Source organism: Sanguibacteroides sp. AM78-02pH3A, assembly GCF_027666085.1.
GTDB classification, from domain to species: domain Bacteria; phylum Bacteroidota; class Bacteroidia; order Bacteroidales; family Marinifilaceae; genus Gabonibacter; species Gabonibacter massiliensis.
Genome location: NZ_JAQEHX010000003.1, coordinates 92,100 through 115,121, shown reverse-complemented (window position 1 = coordinate 115,121; position 23,022 = coordinate 92,100). Strand labels below are relative to the sequence as shown.

Sequence of the window (23,022 nt, the reverse complement as noted above, 5' to 3'; positions counted from 1 at the left end):
GGATCTCATGAATACAATAATAAAAATAGAAGACCTGAGGAGGGATTTTAAAGTAGGATCGGAAACGGTACACGCTTTACGGGGAATTTCATTTTCCATCCAGGAAGGGGAATTCGTCACGATAATGGGAACGAGCGGTTCGGGGAAATCCACTCTACTCAATATCTTGGGATGCCTCGACACTCCCACCTCGGGAAACTATTTTTTAGACGGCATATCTGCTCGCGAAATGGGCAAAAACGAACGGGCCACATTACGAAACCGTAAAATCGGATTCGTTTTTCAATCTTACAACTTATTACCCAAAACCACGGCATTGGAAAACGTGGAACTTCCGCTCCTGTACAATCCGGCCGTATCCTCTAAAGCGCGTAAGGAAAAAGCGATCAAAGCATTGGAAGACGTAGGATTGTCGGATCGTCTCAATCACCGTTCCAATCAAATGTCCGGAGGTCAGCAACAACGTGTCGCCATCGCACGCGCCATCGTAAACGATCCGGTCATTTTGCTGGCCGACGAAGCGACCGGAAATTTGGACAGCAGGACTTCTTACGAGATATTGACCCTGTTTCAACGACTCCACTCGGAAGGGAGAACGATCATCTTCGTTACCCACAACCCCGAGATTGCCCAATTCAGCAGTAGAAACATCGTATTGCGTGACGGTCATATCATCGAAGACAAAACAAACCGACATGTTGCTTCCGCCAAAGAAGCATTGGAAGCTCTTCCTAAAGAAAACGACTAATTTAATAACAGCTCACAATGAATTACGGTAATCTGATACAAATTGCCCTCCGAGCTCTGAATAACAACAAATTCAGAGGATTCTTAACCATGTTGGGAATCATCATCGGGGTTGCCTCGGTGATCTCCATGCTGGCCATCGGCCAAGGTTCCAAACGCAGTATCCGCGCCCAAATATCCGAAATGGGCTCCAACATGATCATGATTCATCCGGGTAACGGAAAATTCGGAGGTGTACGCCAAAGTGCCAGCGATATGCAAACCTTAAAGCTGGAAGACTATCAAAGCATCGTAAGAGACGTCGATCTCATCAACAAATGTACTCCTACGGTCAATACCGGCGGACAAGTTATCTACGGTGCGAACAATGCACCGACAACCATATACGGGGTCAACCAGGACTATTTAGATATCCGGAAATTTTCTATCGGTGAAGGAGAGATGTTTACCGACCATGACATTAAAACCTCGGCAAAAGTATGTATCGTAGGAAAAACGGTCGTCAATAATCTTTTCACGAAAGGAGAAGACCCGTTAGGCAAGACCATCCGTTTCAATAAAACACCGTTCAGGATCATCGGAGTATTGACACCCAAAGGTTATAACTCCATGGGACAAGACCAGGACGACATGATTATAGCCCCCTATACCACCATTCAAAAACGACTGTTGGCCATTACATACATACACGGTATATTCGCCTCCGCACTTACGGAAGAAGACTCGGAAGAAGCCATAGAAGAGATCTCGGCAGTTCTCCGTCAAAATCACAAGATTCCTGCCGGAGAAGAGGAGGATTTTCATGTCCGTTCACAGGAAGAACTCAGCTCCATGCTTAGCACGACGACCGATTTAATGACCGTACTTCTGGCCTGTATCGCGGGAATATCCCTGTTAGTGGGAGGTATCGGCATTATGAATATCATGTACGTCTCCGTTACCGAACGCACGCGGGAGATCGGTCTCCGGATGTCCATAGGGGCCAAAGGACGACATATCCTTTTCCAATTCCTCATAGAAGCAGTTATCATTAGCGTTACCGGAGGAATTATCGGTGTCATCCTTGGTATCGGCTCTTCCATGGTCATTAAATACGTTATCGGATGGCCCGTTTACATTCAAATCTATTCGGTCGTCTTATCCTTTTTGGTTTGTACGGCCACCGGAATATTTTTCGGATGGTATCCGGCAGAGAAAGCTTCTAACTTGGATCCCATAGATGCCATCCGATACGAATAATAAGGGCAAAACGAAAGTTTTTAACCGTAAATAGCAAAACATATAGCGTAAAATCAGTAGCTTTGCTTATGTTCAATAAAGACGATATGCAGAAAATCGGTAATCGGAAGCATTTATTAGCAGCCATTCACGTGATCGGCTGGGGAATCTTCTTCGCTTTTCCCTTATTCTTTACCAGAAACGATCATCAGTTCATCGTCACGTTAAGATGGTATTTAGGATATTTTCTTTTACCGCTATCCTGCATGATCGTTTTCTATACCAACTATTTCTACTTTATCGATAATATTCTTTTCCCTAAAAAGATTTTCCGTTTTATCGTGATCAACCTGTTAGTTATCATACTACTCGGACTACTTTTACATTTTTGGCAAGAGTTTTATCGTACCTACATCAGCCCTCCCGAACCGGAAGAAGTGGTAGCCTTACGAAAAGTACTCCCCAAACCACCCCGTTTCCTCTTTTTAAGTCGGGACATGCTATTAATGGGGCTCACGGTTGCCCTAAGCATGGCCATCAAAATGACCAGTAACTGGTATAAAACGGAGGGTGAAAAAAGAGAGTTGGAAAAAGCAAAGGCAGAAGCGGAATTAAAAAACCTGAAGAGTCAATTAAATCCTCATTTTTTATTCAATACGCTTAATAACATCTACTCGTTGATTGCCATCGACCCGGAACGGGCCCAGCTCGCGGTTCACGATCTGAGCCGATTGTTACGTCACGTGTTGTATGATAACAACCAAAATCTCGTCTCCATAGACCGGGAATTCATATTCATGAAAAGCTATATCGAACTGATGAGCCTGCGCCTCCCCAAACACACCCGACTGGAAGTAAACATACCGGAAGAGGGGAAAGGCGTCATGATTGCCCCGTTACTTTTTATCACATTGATCGAGAATGCCTTCAAACACGGGATAAGCAATACTCAAGATTCTTTTATCCGTATACGAATGGAATTGCAGGAGTCACAAAGAGTAAGCTGCATCGTGGAAAACAGTTATTTTCCTAAAAATGACGAAGACAGAAGCGGTTCCGGAATCGGAATCCAAAATTTACAACGACGTTTGCAACTACTCTATCCGGGAAAATACATTTTAAAAATCGAAAGGGCAGACGACCGTTTCATGGCCCGACTCATTATTAACTTCTAATATTCAACTGATATGACATTAAATTGTATTATCGTAGACGATGAACCTTTAGCTTTGGATCTGTTGGAAAGTTATGTCCGGAGAACCCCTTTCCTGCACCTTGTCGGACGATACGATAATGCTTTGGATGTCATCTCTTTACTGGAGAAAGAATCGATAGAAGTAGCCTTTTTGGATATACAGATGCCCGACTTGAACGGCCTGGAACTCTCCCGTATTATCGGAAATAAAACAAAAGTCATTTTCACTACCGCCTTCGAGCAATATGCCATAGAAGGCTTCAAGGTCGACGCGTTGGATTACCTGTTAAAACCTTTCAATTATGCCGAGTTTTTAAAAGCCGCCACGAAAGCATTGCACTGGTATGAAATGACTCGAGGCTCCGTACCCCGCAAAAATCCGGAAAGCATATTTGTAAAAAGCGACTATAAACTCATCCAAATAGAAGTACAACACATTTTGTACATCGAGGGAGTGAAAGACTACATTAAAATACAAACCGACGATTCGGAAAAAGGTATTCTTACCCTGATGAGCATGAAAACAATCGAAGAATATCTTCCCTCCGATACTTTTATCCGGGTACATCGCTCTTATATCGTCAATATAAACAAGATCAAAACAATCGAACGCAATCGGATCGTTTTCGGTAAACTCTATATTCCCGTATCGGATTCATATAAAGACCATTTTACGGAATTATTGGAACGAAGAGCCTTAAATTAAGAGCAATTCCCGGAAGTATCCATCGAGTAAATTCTAAACATAGTTTCGATTATTATTGAAAATTATCCTAACTTTGCAAAAGACAAAAAGAGTGTACGCACGTGCAAGTAAGGAGAATTAATTTCCTGATAATAATATCATTAACATCATAAATTATCGATTCTGTCCGTTATGAGAAAAGACGAAAGATACAATAAGAGGGGAGTTTCAGCTTCTAAGGAAGATGTTCATAATGCTATCAAAAACTTGGATAAAGGCCTATTTCCAAAGGCATTCTGTAAAATTGTCCCCGACTATTTAGGCGGTTTAAAAAGCTATTGCAACATCATGCATGCGGACGGAGCCGGTACGAAATCCTCTTTGGCTTACCTCTATTGGAAGGAGACCGGAGATATTTCGGTATGGAAAGGTATCGCGCAGGATGCTTTAATCATGAATATTGATGATCTTCTCTGCGTTGGAGCCGTGGACAATATCTTGTTATCCTCTACCATCGGAAGAAATAAAAACCGGATCCCCGGTGAAGTCATCGCCGCTATCATCAACGGAACGGAAGAATTAATCGAAGAGTATCGAAAATTAGGAGTAAATATTTACTCCACGGGAGGAGAGACCGCCGATGTGGGAGATCTCGTACGGACTATCATCGTGGATTCCACGGTTACCTGCCGGATGAAGAGGAAAGATGTTGTTTCGAATGACCGGATAAAAGCCGGAGATGTCATTATAGGCCTCTCCTCTTACGGCCAAGCGACTTACGAAAGCGAGTACAATGGCGGCATGGGGTCTAACGGACTTACTTCCGCCCGACACGATGTTTTTGCCAAATACCTGGCCGTCAAGTACCCGGAAAGTTATGACAATGCCGTTCCCGAGGAGTTGGTATACGCCGGAAAATGCAAACTAACGGATAAAATAGCAGAGTTAGGAATAGATGCCGGAAAACTGGTATTATCCCCAACGCGGACTTATATTCCGGTCATAAAGCAGGTATTGGATAAATACCGGAAAGAGATACACGGCATGGTGCATTGTTCCGGCGGAGCCCAGACCAAAGTGATGAACTTTGTCGAAAAAATGCATATCGTAAAAGATCATCTTTTCCCCGTTCCGCCTCTATTCAAATTGATACAGGAACAATCCGGCACGCCATGGGAGGAGATGTACAAGGTATTCAACATGGGTCACCGGATGGAAATATATGTAAATGAAGAGATCGCGGATGAAATCATCGCTATTTCCCAAAGCTTCCATATCGACGCACAAATCGTAGGACGTTGCTACGACAGTGAAAAGAATGAGCTCACCATTATCAGTGAATTCGGAAAATTTTACTATGATGGTTTATAAACACGGGGAATAGGACGTGATCTTGTATCATAAAACCGACGCGTAATGATAGAAGATTTTTTGGTCAACTTCGGTTCAAGCATTGCATTTGTTTTTTTGGGAAGCCTTGCTTCCTGGGTATATCGTACGGTCAACACCGTCAGACCCGTTAAAAAACTCTGGCGGATCTCGCATCCGCAAGAGCTGATTATTTGTACGGCAACATCCACCAAAACGAACACGGGAAAATACCTCAGACCGGCGACCGGTATCGGACAAGTCAGGGCATTGGGACACGCTGTCGAATCCTTAAGTAAAGCCTATAACATCAAAATAGACAATATCCTTTTCTCCGACGATCAGGTTCAAAAGAAAATAGAAAAAGACATCATTATCTTAGGCGGTCCCAAAAACAACATGATCTCCAAACTGTTTTTGGATAAGTTCCGGGAGGCAAAAGATATCGTTTATCAAACAGAAAATACGATCTCTTGGAAAACCGATCAGGGAGTAGAGGAATACAACGGTATAGAAGAAGATCAAAAAGTTATCAAAGACTACGGGGTAGTTATCCGGGGTATCAATCCGTTCTCTTCCCCGGCCTCAAAAAGTACCTTCTGCCTGTTCACGGGATGTCATACCTACGGCACAATTGCCGCTGCCAATTATTTTACCGAGATACACGTCAACTCACAAAAAATAATATCGAAAGGCAAAAAAAACATTGTACTTTTAGTCGAATGCGACGTATTGGACGGATTCCCCGTTTGTATTAAAAAGATTAAGGAATATGAGTTTTAAAGTAATCGAAAAATTTATACTTGGGAAATCACGGGATATCTCAAAATGTGAAGACAGAATAGTCGTCACCGATCATTTCGCATGCTTGATCGACGGCGCAACCAGTAAATCCGATATCGATTTCGACTCTAAAACCCAAGGCGTAATTGCCGGAGAATTGATCGAAAAAGTCGTTCGCTCCATGCCGAACGATATCACACTCCCTTCTTTTATTTCTGAAATTAATAAGCAATTTCACTCTTTCTACGCCGGAGTCGGCATGACGGACCACATGGAAAAACATCCGGTAGATAAACTCAACGCCTCCCTCATCATCTATTCGGATCACCATAACGAAGTATGGTCTGTCGGCGATTGTCAGGCCATCATTGATAATGCCTTTTTCAGAAAAACTAAAATCATCGATACGATCCTTTCCGACTTAAGAGCTTTCATAACAGAAAGTTGTATCAGACAAGGCATGAGTACGGAAGAGCTCCTGATTAAAGATATAGGACGCGAAAAGATTCTCGAATACTTAAAAGAGCAAACCCTGTTTCAAAACCATTTCCCCGACAGCATGTATTCTTATGGTGTTCTGGACGGTTCTCCTATTGCTCCCACGCAAGTGGAAAACATCTCTTTGACCGGTTCGAACTCCCCATACTTGGTTTTGGCCACAGACGGCTACCCCAAACTCTTTCCCTCCTTATCCGAATCGGAAGCATACCTGGAATACATCCTGAAAAACGATCCGCTATGCTACCATCTCTTCAAGTCCACCAAAGGACTGAAAAAAGGGAATAATTCCTTCGACGACAGAGCCTTTGTTAAGATTGAAAGACTCCCTTAGCAACTGTTTATTCGTCAGCCGCCCGTTTGACGGATTGTAGCAATTGCCGGATCTGTTTACGCAGGTTAAGTTGCGTACTGTCCACTTTCGCCCTTCGTGAAGGAATAAAAATATCTTTGTATTTCGCTTTCGTAATCCGGAACTTCATCTTTTCCAAAGAACCGGAAATATCGACCCCCGCCCTGAAAGGTATGGGAGATTTCAATAGTGAAACATGATATTTAAAATTCATGTCAATATGATGCTCCCCTCCGACAGCCACCTTATATCGGTCCATCTCTATCATAAAAGGGAATATCTCTATGACCCCGTTCTTAATCAAAAAATCGACCGAAACACTATCGATCATATTCCGATTTTTATTCTTAAACATCAACATTTTGGATATTTCGGCAAAAGTTTCACCATCCAACAACACCAAATCTTTTCCATCCAAATAAGCCGCTGCCCGCAAAGTAGGCAGATCGATCATCATCGTGGAGTCCAAATCCGCTTCCGCCGCGATATGAAAATCTACCATTCCCTCGAAAGATCGCAACATCGGGAATAAGGTATCCAGAGAAGGCATGAAGTTAATCAACGAAGCGACATGAATATCATCCATCCGCAAATCAAAACCGGCATAAGCCCGTTCCGGAGTGGAAGCTTTATACAACATCGTCGTCTTCATATCAGCCGCCATAGAACGCAAACTCAGGTCGGACAATTCAATACACTGATTGCGCATAATCATCTCTCCATGGATACTGTCCAACTCCAATTTACCATACAAAACCTTATTGATCCGCGTTTCGAACTTAAAATCGATACCGGGAGGAACGACAAAAACAGCCATCGTACTATCAGCCACGTAAGTAGAGTCGGCCGAGAGATCCAACTCCTCCAACTCTTCCTCACTCATCTCTTCCTCGTTTATCCCCCAGATTTTAGATCGATTCGCCTCTCCGACCTCCATCGCTTTCATCAATTGATTGCAGTCTATCATTTTTGATCTTACGGCCAGCTCAGCCTTTAATTCACCTTTATGCAAAAAAGCATCGGCAAGATTATAGACGGCTCCTGTCAGCAAAACATCCGAATGTCCTATTCTCAATTTGGCTCCATTCAATTCGATACGACCGGGAGCCAGAGTGATTTTCGTAGCGGGCATCCTCATCCGTAACGGAAACACGGGCGTATACACGCCTAAATTTCGAAAACCGATTATACCGGAAGTCTTCCAAATCCGCTTATCATCTTTATTCATAACGCTCGTCAAATCGAAACCGGCCTTCTCCATCCTCAAGCGATTGCCTAACGCCCGAATTCGCAAACTATCCATCTCCACACTCGCCTTTGCCTGAGGCACCTTTTTATCCGACGGAGAAGGACCTAAAGAGAGCTTCGCCTTGCTGTTACCCATCATCAGGGAAAGCGTATCATCCACCGTAAGTCTGATCCGGCCGAAACGTATGTTCGCAGACATGGAAGCTACCGCCGTCGTATCTCGCAAGGGAGAGGTTTTCACGTGCACGTAAGAAGTATCCATATGAAACACCAACCGCTCTTTCATATTGATGTCCACACTATCAAAGCCGAAGATACCGTTAAGCAGATTTTTTCCCTGCCATATCGTATCGTCTTTCATGTTCGTACCGAAACCCAACCCGATGGATTTCGAACGGAACAGAAAACTATCCCTCTCACTTTTCAACACCACATCCTTCAAGCGACATCCTCCCCGAATATCCATTCTTCCGTAATTTGCGGATTTTATATCCGATAACAGTATATTCACCTTCAATACCGAATTCAATTCTCCTTTCATAGAGACTCCTTCCTCTAACGGAAATATCTGAGTCAAAGAAGTAAAATCAACCACGGCATTCATGTTCGACAGCAACCGGGGCGCCGTAATCAAGTCCCGTATCTCCGCACTCAAATCCACTTCAGTGGAAGCACCTTTCAAATAGAGCCGGCTCAATTTGACATACGAAGGTTGCTGACGTTGCAAATCCACCTGCCCCTCCACATCTAACTCCAACTTCTCTAAGGCATAAGGCATTCCCTCGTAGCGAACCGCTCCATTATTAATTCTTATACGGCTCGTAATAATAGGAATCCGATCCTTCCCGTATATTCCCTTTATCGTTCCGTTGCACAACACGCTTCCTTCGACCTCCGCTTTTTTATCCCGCTTTAAGATCGCGGGAGGGACCAGATCCAGTACCGTTTTCAGAGAAGGGACCTGCATACCGAATTTCATATCCACATCTAACGTGCGGGTAACGGAATCTCCCCGGCATTCACCTCCCAAACCGAACTTCAATCCGTTGATATCCATAACAGCCCGATCCAACGTGTACAACAATGAATCCCTGTCAATACTCATTCCGCTCTTGAGACCCAAAGTAACGTTTTTGACCAACAGTTCTCCCTGTTGCCAGAACAAAAGGTTCTCCATTTGTATCTCGACATCCAGACGAGACTTACGGCGGGCAAAGGCGCCGTCTATTCCGACCCCGAGATTCTCCATCCTCGCGTATAGCTGATTCGCCCGATCGTCGAATATCAATACCCCTTCCTTAATACGTACGTTCTTTATATCAATGGAATTTATCGTCTTCACGGAAGAGGTATCGGGAGTCACTTCCGGTAAAGAATCAGTATTCGCTATTTTCATTACATCCCAACCGGGTACACCCTCTTCATTCACGTAAGCGTATATCCGGGGTTTCTCGATCAATAGCTCTTTTATAACAACATCCTTACGAGACAGATAAGCCATAGGATCTACCGTCATCAAACAACGTTGAAAGCTCATCAACGAATCAGTAGAGACATAAATCGATACACTATCTTGAAAAACCTTCGTTACCACCTCTCCATGCCGAACATCCAAACCAAAATTGGGAAACGTAGAGAAAAAAGTAAGTTCGATCGAATCGAAATGTACCTTCGCGTTTAACATGTCATTAGCAATCCTCTCGACAACAGGAGTCAATTTTTGCGGAGTGAAAATAAAATGAATAAGTATTCCTACTCCGATACCTACTAATATCAACAAAGAAAACAAGGTAATAACCGTCCATTTTACCAAACGCCATACGATACTCTTTCTCTTTTTCTCTTTCATGACCTTCCACTAACTTAATATACAATGACCTTTACAACTATTTCAATCATCTATAAAGTAAATATTTTACCCGTATCTCACGGAATGCTTGCAAATCCGTCTGCCAAGAATCCCGAATCTCCTCTTCGCTCTCTCCCGATAATATCGCTTTTCGGAGCGAATCGTTTCCTGCCAATTTATCAAAAAACGACGTAAAAAAAGACTCTTCTCCTTCGTAATTCCGGTAGGCTAACAACAACCAAGCCAAATTTATCTTTTTTTGTTTCCAAATAGTACGATACTCATTTCTCAAATCCATACCATAACACAATTGTCCTTCACACTTAGGAGATTCACTCATTCCTTTTATGGAGCGAGGAATATAAGAATATGACATGTTTTTCAAATCCGGATGCCCGAAAACCTGAAAAGGGGTCAGAGTTCCCCTGCCCTCATTCACAACCGTACCTTCAAAAAAACAGATCGAAGGATACAAGATAACAGAAACAGAATCCGGCAAATTCGGAGAAGGTTTTTGCGATAGAGCCACCGCCTCTTCCCGGTTCCAATTTTCACAAGGCACAACCGTCAACCGACAATTTCGTTTTCCGTTCAACCACCCCTCCCCATTAATCATAAGCGCATACTCCCCTATCGTCATCCCGTACACGACAGGAACCGGATGCATACCCACGAAAGAAGCATACGACTCTTGCAATACCGGGCCATCCACGTAAAAAGCATTCGGGTTCGGTCGATCCATTACGAGCAAAGGTATTCCATTCTCGGCACAAGCCTCCATAACGTAATGAAGCGTAGAGATATAAGTATAAAAACGGACACCCACGTCCTGAATGTCAAATACCATCAAATCTACTCCTTGCAGATCTTTTGCGGTAGGTTTTCTCTTTTTACCATATAACGATATAACCTTCAGATGACTTTTAGCATCCGTATAATCCCCCGTCAGTCGACCCGCTTCCGCCTCCCCCCGAAAACCGTGTTCCGGCGAAAAGATCCGTACCAATTCAACCCCTTTATCCCGCAAAAAGTCAACACTATGTTGTCCTTTTACCATGGAAGTGTGATTGGCCACGATCCCTACCCGCTTTCCTTCTAAGGTTTCACGATAGAGTTCATACCGCTCTATCCCGTTTCGAATATTTACGCAAATAGCATCCGTCGGTACGGATGCTATCACTAACAACATAATCAAGAATTTCATGTGCTTATTTCTCTTTTTTCGGTTCTTCGTAGTTAATCTCCATCGTATTCAGAATAGCTTCAACCTGTTTAACCATATTCCGCTTATTCTCATTAGGATAATATACGTACCCCATCAGATAGATAATGCGGTTATGCTCCTGGTCCAAAACAACATTTAACACGAAAGGCCCTGCCATAAAATCATTTATCACAGTCCACAACCCCCGAATCATTATCGCGTAATTCCCCTGATAATCGTACTGTACCGCGGTATAACGTATATCCGTATCAATTGCCATATAAGAACCTTTCAGGGGGCCGGGTATAAATTGCTTCAATTTTTCATTTACCGTTTCGATAATCACACGGTCGTTAAACTGATTCTGATCTCTATACTCCTCGGTAAAGAAACAAATTCCCTTACTATCCCGGGTCGTCTCACTGGATATCCAGACAAATCCGGTAGTATCCTTATTGACATAGTATCCGGTAGGGCAATACAATAAAATATCGTACTTCTTTTTAAAAAGATTGAATATACGGGAATCGGCCGTCCGCTTGTAAATAGACACCAGCCGATCCTTTTCCGCCTTCGTATATATGCCTAACATTCTACTCTTATTCGCTTCAAATATCTCCATGAACTCCTTATTATTAGGTGCTTTTATCTTAAAATACACCTGACTTTTGGCCCACGGACTATTCATATACTGAATAGAAGCAGAATCAACAGAAGGAGAAATCTCGACTTTCAGGATATTACGATGTCCTTTTATATTTTTATCAAAATGCAATTCCGGTAAATTCAGCATATCAAAAAGCGGTTCTACTTGCGGTAATCCTTCCTGATCCTGTTGAAACCATGCGCGAATGGAATCCCCTACCTGTCCATCCCAAACGTTTTTATCAGCTATCACCAAGATCTCGTTTACCTTTCCGGAGACCGCAGGAGACATGTTCTTCATCGCGTTTTTACAACTTGCAAAAAGTACGACAGATACCAGAATAATTATAAATTTCTTCATATGTCAAATTGTTAATTTCCGATTCTTCCAAAACTAAAAACGCCAGTTACCAATAAACACTATTCGCTTCATCTAAAATTCCTTTCACCGAACCGACCAAAATCTTCGCCTCTACCATTACCGGTACCCGATACTCATCGTCACTCACCCAAATTTTCATATTTTCTCCCCCTTTAAATACTTCTCCTTCCACCAACAAAGGAGAAAAAACATGACACGACCGCTTTCCCTTTCCTGTCTTTACCTTATCCCGTCCCAAATAACGCACATAAAGTTCATAAATTTTTTCATCGATCAAAATACGTATCGGGATCATGTCGTTTTTTTTATACTTCGCAAAATCCAAGTTACGGGCTAACCAAGCCACGGAAAGCATATCATAGGTTCCTTCCTGTAAGGGGATCGTATCCTTCCGGACATATTTTCCGATCCGTTCTATCTCCGAATAGATAACATCATTGTCATAATTCCAAACATAATCGAATGTTTTATGGTAATTTCCTTCATGCGCCTTCCTCGAAAATTCATAGGGCATAAAAGTAAGACTATCGTGATAAGAGACCAACGTATCCCGTAATCTGAAAACCCAATCCCAAGAAGGATTGGAACTTCCCACGGCAAACAGTCGTTGGGCATTGGGATACTTATCGGAAGGAGTCAGAGTAAACTCGACAGAACCGGCCTTAATCCATACGAACCCCCAATTATAATACCCGGTATAAGTCAGTTTTTCCAATGGCTTATCCTTCTCCTGTGAAAAAAGAGACAAACTAAAGAATAATACACCGATCAATAATGTTGTCTTCATTTATCTGTTCCTACCTCTCTTGTTATTTTTTTCATCTTCATTGTTCTTCTTGCTCGGGTCCTCCCTCACGTAGGTCTTCTTTACATCGAACTCCTGCTCCACGTCAAAATTCCGTTTTATCTTAAAGTCCAAGGGGAAATATTTTATCTCCTCAGGCTGAATTCGCTTTAAATAATTTCCGGTATCCCATTTTCCATTTCCATTTCTATCCATGATCGCCCGAATCATATAGGTTCCCTCGTTTAAATAATCGAACGTCACTCTACCGTCTCTAAAGACCTGCCTCTCCTGCAATATCTTCAAATCTTTATCGCTTCCTTGATAAAGTTGTACAACGACAGGCATCTCAACTCCCGTAACATTCAAAAAGATCTTTCCATAATCCTCTTCTGCTTTTGTCTTAAACGTCTTTTCAAATTTTTTGTTATACAAACCGTACATGTTATACATGGCCATGGAATCGATTGCCAGCTGATATTCCGTCTCCGGCTTCCACTTATGATCCAAATAAAACCGACGGATTTTCAAACTATCCTGTCTTACCTCAAAAGGAATAGCCACCCAATTCGAATCCACTTTTTCAAAAAGTTTTATTTTATCCATTTCGGAAGGCCGAATCGGCTTATCAAAATCCAACACGATATTTCGGTTCAAATCGAAGACCGGAGCTATATTCGAAGTAAATTCTATAAATTTCAACTCCGGTTGATCTTCCTCCTCATCGTCTTTTTTCTTCTTTTTCTTGGGTAATACCTTATCCTTATAGTTCAATTTGACCGTATCTTTTGTCCAGGCCATACGACGCAAAGAATCCGTCCTCATGTAGGTCAACTCCACCACCAATGAATCGATTTTATAAACAGAGGAATCCTTTATCCATAACTTTAAGGTATCGTTACCTGCCGAACGTTCCGTAATATACCAATCCTCATCCACTCCATCCAGCAAATGCAAGCCCAATAATTTAGCTTTTAACCGATTATCCCCCGGAATACTAAATAAAAACTCCAATCGCTCCCGTTCCTCCCGAAGTTCGTTATCCAAATACAATTGGGTAGGTTCCTCCTCGAACATGCTCATAAACAAATTAGAAGGGCCATACAATATGTATTCCCGTTGCACGACCGTATCCCTGGTCAACGGTTTAACACTCAGCTCGCCTTTTCTCGAATGCCTTACTTCTATTTTGGTCGTATCGGGCCGTATCGTATCCCACCTCATCACCCGGCTCATCACGGGTCTTACCAATGTATCCACAAAAGCGACCCGGTCATTCTCCGGCGTAAATTTATTATCCCGATTGGCATCCTCGATAGCCAACACCCGGTACACGGTATCCTTTATATTCGTTACCCGGAACATTCCGGCACTATCCGTACGCGCCAAATAACTGGGTAATTCCAATATAGCCGCAGAATCGGCATGGTTTTCATAAAACAACACCATGGCATTGAGCAAAGGCAGCTGAGTCTGAGCATCGATCACCTTTCCGCTTAATTCCATAGAATCAATGGTACTACCCGTGGAAAAAACATAACGATAATACCCTAACGGGTTTCCTTCATTATTATCCACGATGGCATCTGCAAAGTCCAATGTATAAGTAGTATTCGGCTTCAGCGTGTCGGCACTCAGATCCACAACAATATACTTTCCGCGTAAACTAACCTTTGGATTCTTTTTGGCAGGGGGAGACATTACAAACTTGTTATTGATCTCCTTCAGTTGTACAAATTCATCGAAGTAAATACTTACCCGCTTCGCTTTAAAATCGACAGTAAAAGAGGCAGGTTCTTCTTTAATCACCTTGGGAGGAATTTCATCCTTTATTCCACCTTCCGGATAACCCCTGTTGGCACAAGCATATATGATTAACGATACGACAATAGCCGCAATACAAAAAGCATTCCAAAAAAACTTACTCATAATCCTCCTAAAATTAATTCTACAAATTTATAAAAAAGTTCGGACTACTTTTCCTCCATTCCTATAAACCTTAAAATTAATCGCTTTTTTTACGACATGGTATTTCTATTTAAGAAAACAGAAGATATCCCGCTCCTTTCCCCCCTCCAGTACTACTTACGATATGCCCCCACCGAGTCTCTTTAAAAAATAGATAAAACAATCAAATTTCCCAAACAGAACTCGTTACTTTTTTCTGTCAAAAAGAAATAAACATTCTCCTTTTCACTTAATCGCGAGAATTCATGAGCCTGCGAATTATAACCGGCATTAGAGACTTCCACCTTGTATTTACCTCCAACCTTCAAATTAGCGAACACAACATCGCCGCCCCGCCCGGTCGTCATTTTACCGACTTCAACCCAACCCTTATCCGTATGTTCATAGAGCTTCACTTCCGCTCCAAATATTGGAAATTTCAAATTACTATCCATCACCTCCACCACGATTACACCTTTTTTCTCTACTGTATTATTCGCTAAAGTATAAAGTCCGAAAACGGAAAGAAAAAATAAGATACAAGTTGCTTTCAAAATCATCGTTCTCATGGCTGTAAAATTTAGATTAATAAAATAAGATTCCATATTATATTTCTATTTTATCACATCCCCAAAAAAATAAACGTCAATGAACACGATCCGCACGGGTCTCGCCCTTCCCATCACACGCGTATACCTTCTCGAATCAGGACACCGCCCGCATGCTTCCCATTTATCAGAAGAGATAAAAAACTTGACTCCACAGACAATAAAAATAGATGAGATGACCGGAAAGCCATTTTTATCCCCCTTCGATTTATCAACTATTCAAAAATAAAAAATTAATTCCTGAAATCAAAACAATAAATATAAAAAATTAACACAGTTACTCCTTTGCCACGGCGAGACAGGCTACACTTACCGTCAAACCGGGGATTTCATTTAACACTTTAAGAAACGAGATTAAGGTTGATCCTGTCGTGATCACATCATCGACTACTAAAATATGCTTCCCGCGCAACAGGGCTACTTCGTTCAACCGGAAAATCCGTTTCACGTTTTCAGCCCGTTGCTCAACCGTCAAACCCGTTTGGGACGGGTTATTGACAACCCGGGAAACGACATGATCCATCACGGGTACTCGTATCACCTCCGCGATTCCGACCGCAATCTCCCTGGCCTGATTAAAACCTCGCCTCTTTTCCCGTTTCGGATGAAGAGGTAAAGGAATAATCCCGTCGAACTCCTCCCCTCCGACGATACGTTCTCCCAACATGGCTCCCAGAAAACACCCGATCTCTCGCTTGGAACGATATTTTACGGCAAAAATCAAATTCCGGTAGTCGCTGTATCGGCTATAATAAAACAAAGAGTAGACCGATTTCATCCGGCATACCTGATCGAATTGCAGAAACAGGTCGTCATGCAAACCGTAACTGTACGGGAAATCATACAGACACGCGGAGCAAATATGTTTTTCCCCTGAAACCAACACCTCTTTACAAACTTCGCACATCCGGGGATAAAACAGATCCACGAAAGCTGAAAAATAGGAAACGAGAGTCATACTTTAATTCTACTAAATCACATTTTTAATCTTCCCCTCCGGTTTCCTTTTGGTTTTATCCGTACTATTGTTTTACAAAATTATACGTGATTGTTCCCGACTGATGTTCAGGAGCTTTGTCATCTTGATTAAACCGGGAGCGCAAAGCAGCATCCGCGGCAACTTCCCTCAGGCAATCATCTTGTTTAGACTCCTTGTCTATGATTTCCGCCTTCACCACGCGACCCTTTCGGTTAACGACAATAGCCACAACCACCTTTCCCCCGTATTCGCATTTAAAAATGGGTATGGGTAAGAAAACTTTATATCGTTTTTCCAACTTATACGAAACACTGCTCTTTCCCACATAGACGATCGACTGCAAGGAATCCAATTTTCGTTGTTGTTCGTCTTTCGCATGTTGCAAGCTATCCGTCTTATAATGTTTATCTTTTTTAGCCTGATAACGATTACCGTAGCTTCCTTTCAACTCCTCCTGTATCTCTTTGATATACTCCTGCACGTTTTCTACCGGATCGCTACCGGATCGCTTTTCATTTTTCACGTCCTCGTTTACGGCAATCGAACGCAACATCTCCTCCACTTCATCATTAGCCCGTTGACGAACGAGCTCTTTTTTCTCTTCTATCATCTGTTGAACGACTTCCGGTTCCGGCATCTCCAGTACAATCTCGACCTCCTTATGCACGTTCATTTTAGATATTCCCATGCTCAACAGCCCGATCGCCAGCAACAAATGGAAAATAAGAGTCCCCATTAAACCGTGTTTATGGATATAAATAAACTCTTTCCATTTTCCTAAATATGTATCCCAACTTTCTATTTTCATTCGAACCGGATTGATTTTATCGGATTAATCTTAGATATCAGCATCGTCGGAACAACCAACATAAGCAATGTTACCACAATTACACCTATATTCAAAAACAGGATATACCATCCGTTAAAATAGATCGGCACGGTACTCATGTAGTACGTGACCGGATCCAATTTCACCACTTCAAAATAATATTGTATGCCCGCCAATAAAAAAGCCAGCAAATTTCCCCAAATCATACCTTTCACGATCAATCCGGCAGAAATGTATAAAAATAAACGCCTCAAGGATATATTTTTACAACCGAGAGCTTTCAATATGCCGATTAAGGTTGTCTTATCCAAAATCAAAATCAACAAGCCGGATACCATATTAAACCCCGCCACGGTCACGAGCAGAATCAAAATAACCCAAACATTCACATTCAACAGGCTCAGCCAATCGAATATCTGCGGTGCAATATCTCCTAATGTTTTCACCTCACAACTCTCGTTCATATCATAAAGCAAATCGTCCACCCGGTCCCCATACTCGTTTACCCTCTCCACATCGAATAACTCCACCGCAACTCCCCCCAACTGCCCCGGCTCCCAGCCATTCAATTTAGCAAGATGCCTCCGATCCGCCAATACCGATACGTCGTCGTATTCCTTAAACCCGGTATCATAAATTCCCGACACCCTAAAAGCCCTGGCGCGAGGAGGTTCCTGCACAAAATGAGCGATAATCTTATCCCCGGCACTCACGTTCAAATAATCCGCGACGAAAGCCGAGATCAATATTTCCTCAGAAGCCTTAGGCGTTGATAAATCAGGCATTTTACCCTCTTTCAAATTCCGTTGAAAAAAACTTTGGTCGTAGGTAGAATCCACACCTTTCAAGACCACTCCATGAATTTCCGATTTGCTTTTCAATATCGCGGGTTTCTCGATATAACCGTACACCTCTTTTACCCCGTCCATCCGCTTCAATCTTGCCATCAGGGAATCAACCCGCAAGATCGCCCCGTCCGACGTTTCATAAGGCACGATATTCAAATGCGACGTAAAACCGGATAACTTCCACGTTATTTCATGCTTGAAGCCGATGATGATAAATACAGAAAGCAACATCACGCACAACCCCAAGGCAATCCCGCCGATCGCGATCTTAACGATGGGAACGGACACGGATTTCTCCGCGTCTCCTTTTAATAACCTGCGTGCAATAAACCACTCTATATTCACGAAATATCGTTTTAACGTTCAGACAAAAGTAAACAAATTTCCACGGCCTACAAAAGAAAGAGAAGCTTTCCCCGAACATCCTCCTATTTGTCGCGTCGACACCTTAACAGAATCTATAATTTAAAATCAAATTATTTTAGTCATTCTCACTTCAAATTTAAAACGATTTCGAGAGTTATCCTGATAAATTTTTATTAAACTTGCACCTACGCGAAAAGATGAAAATAAAATCCAGATAAATATCAAATATCGTATGCAGAACAATCTAATAGACACGAAAATTGTCGACCAGAAACTGGAGCTCTGCGGAATCCGGGACATGGAAGACGCAACGATCCGGGATATCGTAAAAGTAGTAAATATGATCGAAGCCGAAAGCGGGGAAAAATTCATTCGCATGGAGATGGGAGTACCGGGTCTTCCTCCCTCGTCAATCGGCATTCAAGCCGAAATCGACGCTCTCCGGCAAGGTGTAGCCCAATTCTATCCCATGCTCGAAGGGCATAAAGAATTCAAAGAAGAGGGTTCCAAATTCGTGAAAAATTTCATGGATATAGAGATCAAACCGGAAGGTATTGTTCCCACCGTAGGATCCATGCAAGCGTGCTACGCGTCATTCATGGCGGTGACCGAATGCCAAAAAGGCAAAGATACCGTATTATTTATCGATCCGGGATTTCCTGTTCAGAAAACGCAGATGCAAGTAATCGGTAAACCGTTCGAATCGTTTGATGTCTATAATTACAGAGGGGATAAATTACGGGATAAATTAGAGGAACATCTTTCAAAAGGCAATATCGCAGCCATCCTATACAGCAACCCGAACAATCCCGCCTGGATCTGTTTTACGGAAAAAGAGTTGCAGATCATCGGACAATTAGCCGATAAATACAATGTAATCGTTTTGGAAGATTTAGCCTATTTTGCCATGGACTTCCGCAAGGATCTTTCCAAACCGGGCGTTCCGCCGTTCCAGGCTACCGTTGCGAAATATACCTCGAACTATATCGTCATGATCTCTGGCTCGAAGTTATTCAGTTACGCCGGACAACGTTTGGGAATCATGTGTATATCCGATGCACTTTACAATCGTAAATTCGAAAACTTACAACAGCGTTTCGGAGGTCTGGGAACGTTAGGTTATACTCTTGTCAACCGGATTATCTATACCCTCTCTTCCGGGACGACGCACTCCTGTCAATACGCCATGAGTGCCATCCTAAAAGCCGCCAATGAAGGCCGAATAAATATCTTGGACGGGGTTCGCGAATACGCGGAGCGGGCGCATGCCATGAAAACCCTCTTCACCCAATACGGATTCGAAATCGTTTATGACAAAGATATCGATCAACCTATCGCCGACGGCTTCTATTTCACCATCATCTATCCGGGGATGACCGGAGCCGAATTAACCAAAGAGATTCTGTACTACGGGATATCGGCTATTCCTTTAAGAGACACGGGTTCAAAAAAACAAGGACTAAGAGCATGTGTTTCTCAAACAGCTTTGGACAGAATGCCGGCATTGGAAAAACGTTTAAAGGCTTTTCAAGCCGATCACGCGATAAAATAGGCCCCCAGAGAATCAGGTATAAAAGACATTCATTAAATAAACTCAAAACAAAGTTAAATTTATGGCAAACTATTTTTACTATTCGATTTTAGTTTTTAATTTTATACCCGAAAATTTGTTACAAAATCAAAGATAAACACCGAAATAATTTATAAATCATAATCTATTCAGTTATGGCAAAATTTAGAGGCGCTGTAGTCGTAGATACAGAAAAATGCAAGGGATGTGGCCTATGCGTGGAGGCGTGCCCCACGAAGACACTTGGACTTGCCAAAGAAGTGAATGGTAAAGGATACCATTACTCTGAGATGGTAAACCCGGAAGCATGTATCGGTTGTGCCAGTTGTGGTATGGTATGTCCTGATGCAGTAATCACCGTTTACAAAATGAATGTACAATAAAGAATAAAAACTACCGAAAATGGCAGAAGTAAAATTAATGAAAGGTAATGAGGTAATAGCCGAAGCAGCCATTCGTTGCGGATGTGACGCTTATTATGGATACCCTATTACCCCGCAATCCGAAGTCATGGAGACTCTCATGTTAAGAAAACCATGGGAGGAGACAGGAATGGTCGTATTGCAGGCCGAAAGTGAATTGGCCTCTATCAACATGGTATACGGAGCCGCAGCGTGCGGTAAAAAAGCGATGACTTCATCATCCAGCCCTGGAGTATCGTTAATGCAAGAAGGTGTAACCTATCTGGCAGGAGCCGAAATTCCTTGCCTTCTTGTGGATGTTGTACGCGGAGGCCCAGGATTGGGAACCATCCAACCAGCACAAAGTGACTATTTCCAAGCAACCAAGGGCGGTGGACACGGAGACTATCGTCTCATCGTATTGGCTCCGGCATCCGTACAGGAGATGAACGATTTCGTAGGACTTGGCTTTGACTTGGCATTCAAATATCGCAACCCGGCCATGATCCTTGCTGACGGTGTTATCGGTCAGATGATGGAAAAAGTCGAATTAAGCGAATATAAACCCCGTTGGACCGAAGAAGAAATTTCCAAAATGTCTGAAGGATGGGCTTTGACCGGTAAAAAACCGAATCGCAAGCATAACATCATCACTTCTTTGGAGCTGGATTCTTACAAACAAGAGGTATTCAACCACAAACTCCAGGCTAAATACAGAGAGATGGAAGAAAACGAGGTACGTTTCGAAGAGATCAGCACCGAAGATGCAGAATATCTGTTCGTGGCCTACGGCTCCAGTTCCCGTATCTGTCAGAAGGCCGTTCAATTGGCCAGAGCCAAAGGTATTAAAGTAGGTATTCTTCGCCCTATCACCCTGTATCCTTTCCCGACGAAAGAGATTGCCAGACTGGCAAAACAAGTGAAAGGAATTCTTACGGTCGAGATGAGCGCCGGACAAATGGTAGAAGACGTTCGTTTGGCCGTGAACGGATTAATCCCGGTTGAACACTTCGGCCGTTTCGGTGGAGTGATCCCGACACCTGAAGAGATCGTTGAAGCACTTGAAAAACAAATTATAGGAGCATAAGCCATGTCAATAGAATTAAAAGATATAATTAAGGAAGAGAATCTTGTTTACAAGAAGACTCCTGTACTTACCGATAACATTATGCACTACTGCCCGGGTTGTTTACACGGGGTAGTTCATAAGCTTGTTGCGGAGGTAATCGAGGAAATGGGTATTCAGGACAAAACCATCGGTGTGTCCCCGGTAGGCTGTTCGGTACTTGCGTACAACTATTTGGATATCGATTGGGCTGAAGCTGCTCACGGACGCGCTCCGGCCGTTGCTACTGGGATCAGCCGCGTTCACCCTGAAAAATACGTGTTCACCTATCAGGGAGACGGAGATTTGGCTTCCATCGGTTGCGGTGAAATCATGCACGCTTGTAACCGGGGAGAAAATATCGTCGTTATCTTTATCAACAATGCCATTTACGGTATGACCGGAGGACAAATGGCTCCCACGACGCTATTGGGTCAGGTAACCGCTACCACTCCTTACGGACGCGATGCCAAATTGAACGGTTTCCCCCTGAAAATTACCGAATTGATCGCTCAATTAGACGGAACCTGCTATGTAACTCGTCAGGCTGTTCATACTCCTGCTGCTGTTAGAAAAGCAAAAGCTGCCATCCGAAAAGCCTTCGAAAACACGAAGAAGGACAAAGGAACTTCTTTCGTGGAAGTAGTAAGTACTTGTAACTCCGGTTGGAAGATGGATCCGATTCAGGCTAACAAATGGATGGTGGAGAACATGTTCCCCAAATATCCGTTAGGAGACATGAAAGACATTTAATAATTGTAGATTTTAGATTGACGGTTGTAGATTACTTGTCTGAATCGCAAATCATAAATCGCAAATCGTAAATTTTAAAACTATGACAGAAGAAATTATTATAGCAGGATTCGGAGGTCAGGGAGTTCTTTCCATGGGAAAGATTTTAGCTTACTCCGGAATTATGCAAGATCAGGAAGTTGCCTGGATGCCTTCTTATGGTCCGGAAATGCGCGGAGGTACCGCCAACGTGACCGTGATCCTGAGCGACGAGCGCATCAGTTCTCCGATCTTGACCAAATACGATACCGCCATCGTTCTTAACCAACAATCCATGGATAAGTTCGAGGCGATGGTAAAACCCGGCGGAACCCTGATTTATGACCCGAACGGAATTACTCACGAACCGACAAGAAAAGACATCAACATCTACAAAATCGAAGGTACTGCTCTTGCCGTTGAAGCCGGTAATCCGAAAATCTTCAACATGATCGTCTTAGGCGGTTTCTTAAAAGTAAAACCCATCGTGAAGTTAGACAATGTTGAAAAAGGGTTACAAAAATCGCTTCCTCCCCGTCATCACAAGATGATCCCGATGAATATCGAGGCTATCCAAACGGGAATGCAACACGTTGAAGTCGTAAATCAACTGTAAATAAAAAACCTCGCCGACCGGCGA

22 protein-coding genes are annotated in these 23,022 nt (G+C 42.8%); 13 read left to right on the top strand and 9 right to left on the bottom strand.

Features of this window, described 5'->3' with window-relative positions:
* The first annotated feature begins 7 nt into the window (after nucleotides 1-7).
* The 7 genes from PGR74_RS05450 to PGR74_RS05420 all read left to right on the top strand — a co-directional run bounded on the left by PGR74_RS05450 (nucleotide 8) and on the right by PGR74_RS05420 (nucleotide 6,828).
* Nucleotides 8-748, top strand: coding sequence for an ABC transporter ATP-binding protein (locus PGR74_RS05450; protein WP_041504149.1), 741 nt, complete (start codon nucleotides 8-10; stop codon nucleotides 746-748).
* A 17-nt stretch (nucleotides 749-765) separates the two neighbouring features.
* A complete protein-coding gene (locus tag PGR74_RS05445) occupies nucleotides 766-1,986 on the top strand; it encodes an ABC transporter permease (protein WP_041504148.1) in 1,221 nt (406 codons plus the stop codon).
* A 68-nt stretch (nucleotides 1,987-2,054) separates the two neighbouring features.
* Complete coding sequence (locus tag PGR74_RS05440) at nucleotides 2,055-3,140, top strand: sensor histidine kinase (protein WP_235375099.1); 1,086 nt, start codon at nucleotides 2,055-2,057, stop codon at nucleotides 3,138-3,140.
* 12 nt (nucleotides 3,141-3,152) lie between these two features.
* Nucleotides 3,153-3,866, top strand: a complete 714-nt coding sequence (locus PGR74_RS05435) for a LytR/AlgR family response regulator transcription factor (protein ID WP_041504147.1) — start codon at nucleotides 3,153-3,155, stop codon at nucleotides 3,864-3,866.
* Between the two features lie 171 nt (nucleotides 3,867-4,037).
* On the top strand, nucleotides 4,038-5,216 hold the full coding sequence (locus tag PGR74_RS05430; RefSeq protein WP_041504146.1) for an AIR synthase related protein: 1,179 nt from the start codon (nucleotides 4,038-4,040) through the stop codon (nucleotides 5,214-5,216).
* Nucleotides 5,217-5,261: 45 nt separating this feature from the next.
* Complete coding sequence (locus PGR74_RS05425; protein ID WP_041504145.1) at nucleotides 5,262-5,996, top strand: hypothetical protein; 735 nt, start codon at nucleotides 5,262-5,264, stop codon at nucleotides 5,994-5,996.
* Complete coding sequence (locus PGR74_RS05420; RefSeq protein WP_052634775.1) at nucleotides 5,986-6,828, top strand: hypothetical protein; 843 nt, start codon at nucleotides 5,986-5,988, stop codon at nucleotides 6,826-6,828. Before PGR74_RS05425 ends, PGR74_RS05420 begins: the two co-directional genes overlap by 11 nt.
* A 7-nt stretch (nucleotides 6,829-6,835) precedes the next feature.
* Here PGR74_RS05420 and PGR74_RS05415 read toward each other — a convergent pair whose 3' ends face one another.
* The 6 genes from PGR74_RS05415 to PGR74_RS05390 form a co-directional block, all read right to left on the bottom strand.
* Nucleotides 6,836-9,943, bottom strand: coding sequence for an AsmA family protein (locus tag PGR74_RS05415; RefSeq protein ID WP_041505073.1), 3,108 nt, complete (start codon nucleotides 9,941-9,943; stop codon nucleotides 6,836-6,838).
* A 46-nt stretch (nucleotides 9,944-9,989) separates the two neighbouring features.
* Entirely contained in the window at nucleotides 9,990-11,132 is a 1,143-nt protein-coding gene (locus PGR74_RS05410; RefSeq protein WP_236684967.1) for an exo-beta-N-acetylmuramidase NamZ family protein, read from the bottom strand.
* A gap of 19 nt (nucleotides 11,133-11,151) precedes the next feature.
* On the bottom strand, nucleotides 11,152-12,153 hold the full coding sequence (locus tag PGR74_RS05405) for a DUF4837 family protein (RefSeq protein WP_041505071.1): 1,002 nt from the start codon (nucleotides 12,151-12,153) through the stop codon (nucleotides 11,152-11,154).
* A 46-nt stretch (nucleotides 12,154-12,199) separates the two neighbouring features.
* Nucleotides 12,200-12,961 carry a DUF3108 domain-containing protein gene (locus PGR74_RS05400; protein WP_041504141.1) on the bottom strand — a complete coding sequence of 254 codons (762 nt, stop codon included), beginning with the start codon at nucleotides 12,959-12,961 and terminating at the stop codon, nucleotides 12,200-12,202.
* Entirely contained in the window at nucleotides 12,962-14,887 is a 1,926-nt protein-coding gene (locus PGR74_RS05395; RefSeq protein WP_041505070.1) for an Ig-like domain-containing protein, read from the bottom strand.
* A gap of 182 nt (nucleotides 14,888-15,069) precedes the next feature.
* Nucleotides 15,070-15,474, bottom strand: coding sequence for a SpaA isopeptide-forming pilin-related protein (locus PGR74_RS05390; protein ID WP_160289621.1), 405 nt, complete (start codon nucleotides 15,472-15,474; stop codon nucleotides 15,070-15,072).
* 79 nt (nucleotides 15,475-15,553) lie between these two features.
* Here PGR74_RS05390 and PGR74_RS05385 point away from each other — a divergent pair, with 79 nt between their 5' ends.
* Nucleotides 15,554-15,742, top strand: a complete 189-nt coding sequence (locus tag PGR74_RS05385) for a hypothetical protein (protein WP_270516813.1) — start codon at nucleotides 15,554-15,556, stop codon at nucleotides 15,740-15,742.
* 48 nt (nucleotides 15,743-15,790) lie between these two features.
* On the opposite strand, the gene PGR74_RS05380 is transcribed toward PGR74_RS05385, so the two are convergent.
* From PGR74_RS05380 to PGR74_RS05370, 3 genes are all read right to left on the bottom strand, one after another.
* Nucleotides 15,791-16,471 carry a ComF family protein gene (locus PGR74_RS05380; RefSeq protein ID WP_041505068.1) on the bottom strand — a complete coding sequence of 227 codons (681 nt, stop codon included), beginning with the start codon at nucleotides 16,469-16,471 and terminating at the stop codon, nucleotides 15,791-15,793.
* A 64-nt stretch (nucleotides 16,472-16,535) separates the two neighbouring features.
* Entirely contained in the window at nucleotides 16,536-17,300 is a 765-nt protein-coding gene (locus PGR74_RS05375; protein WP_041505067.1) for an energy transducer TonB, read from the bottom strand.
* Complete coding sequence (locus tag PGR74_RS05370) at nucleotides 17,297-18,514, bottom strand: ABC transporter permease (RefSeq protein WP_041505066.1); 1,218 nt, start codon at nucleotides 18,512-18,514, stop codon at nucleotides 17,297-17,299. The genes PGR74_RS05375 and PGR74_RS05370 overlap by 4 nt, the downstream gene beginning before the upstream one ends.
* A gap of 253 nt (nucleotides 18,515-18,767) precedes the next feature.
* On the opposite strand from PGR74_RS05370, the gene PGR74_RS05365 reads away from it, so the two are divergent.
* The 5 genes from PGR74_RS05365 to PGR74_RS05345 all read left to right on the top strand — a co-directional run bounded on the left by PGR74_RS05365 (nucleotide 18,768) and on the right by PGR74_RS05345 (nucleotide 22,998).
* Complete coding sequence (locus PGR74_RS05365; RefSeq protein WP_041505065.1) at nucleotides 18,768-20,087, top strand: aminotransferase class I/II-fold pyridoxal phosphate-dependent enzyme; 1,320 nt, start codon at nucleotides 18,768-18,770, stop codon at nucleotides 20,085-20,087.
* 173 nt (nucleotides 20,088-20,260) lie between these two features.
* A complete protein-coding gene (locus tag PGR74_RS05360; protein WP_041504133.1) occupies nucleotides 20,261-20,488 on the top strand; it encodes a 4Fe-4S binding protein in 228 nt (75 codons plus the stop codon).
* A 19-nt stretch (nucleotides 20,489-20,507) separates the two neighbouring features.
* Entirely contained in the window at nucleotides 20,508-21,593 is a 1,086-nt protein-coding gene (locus PGR74_RS05355; RefSeq protein ID WP_041504132.1) for a 3-methyl-2-oxobutanoate dehydrogenase subunit VorB, read from the top strand.
* Between the two features lie 3 nt (nucleotides 21,594-21,596).
* Nucleotides 21,597-22,364, top strand: coding sequence for a thiamine pyrophosphate-dependent enzyme (locus tag PGR74_RS05350; RefSeq protein WP_041504131.1), 768 nt, complete (start codon nucleotides 21,597-21,599; stop codon nucleotides 22,362-22,364).
* 82 nt (nucleotides 22,365-22,446) lie between these two features.
* Nucleotides 22,447-22,998, top strand: coding sequence for a 2-oxoacid:acceptor oxidoreductase family protein (locus PGR74_RS05345; protein ID WP_041504130.1), 552 nt, complete (start codon nucleotides 22,447-22,449; stop codon nucleotides 22,996-22,998).
* Nucleotides 22,999-23,022 lie beyond the last annotated feature (24 nt).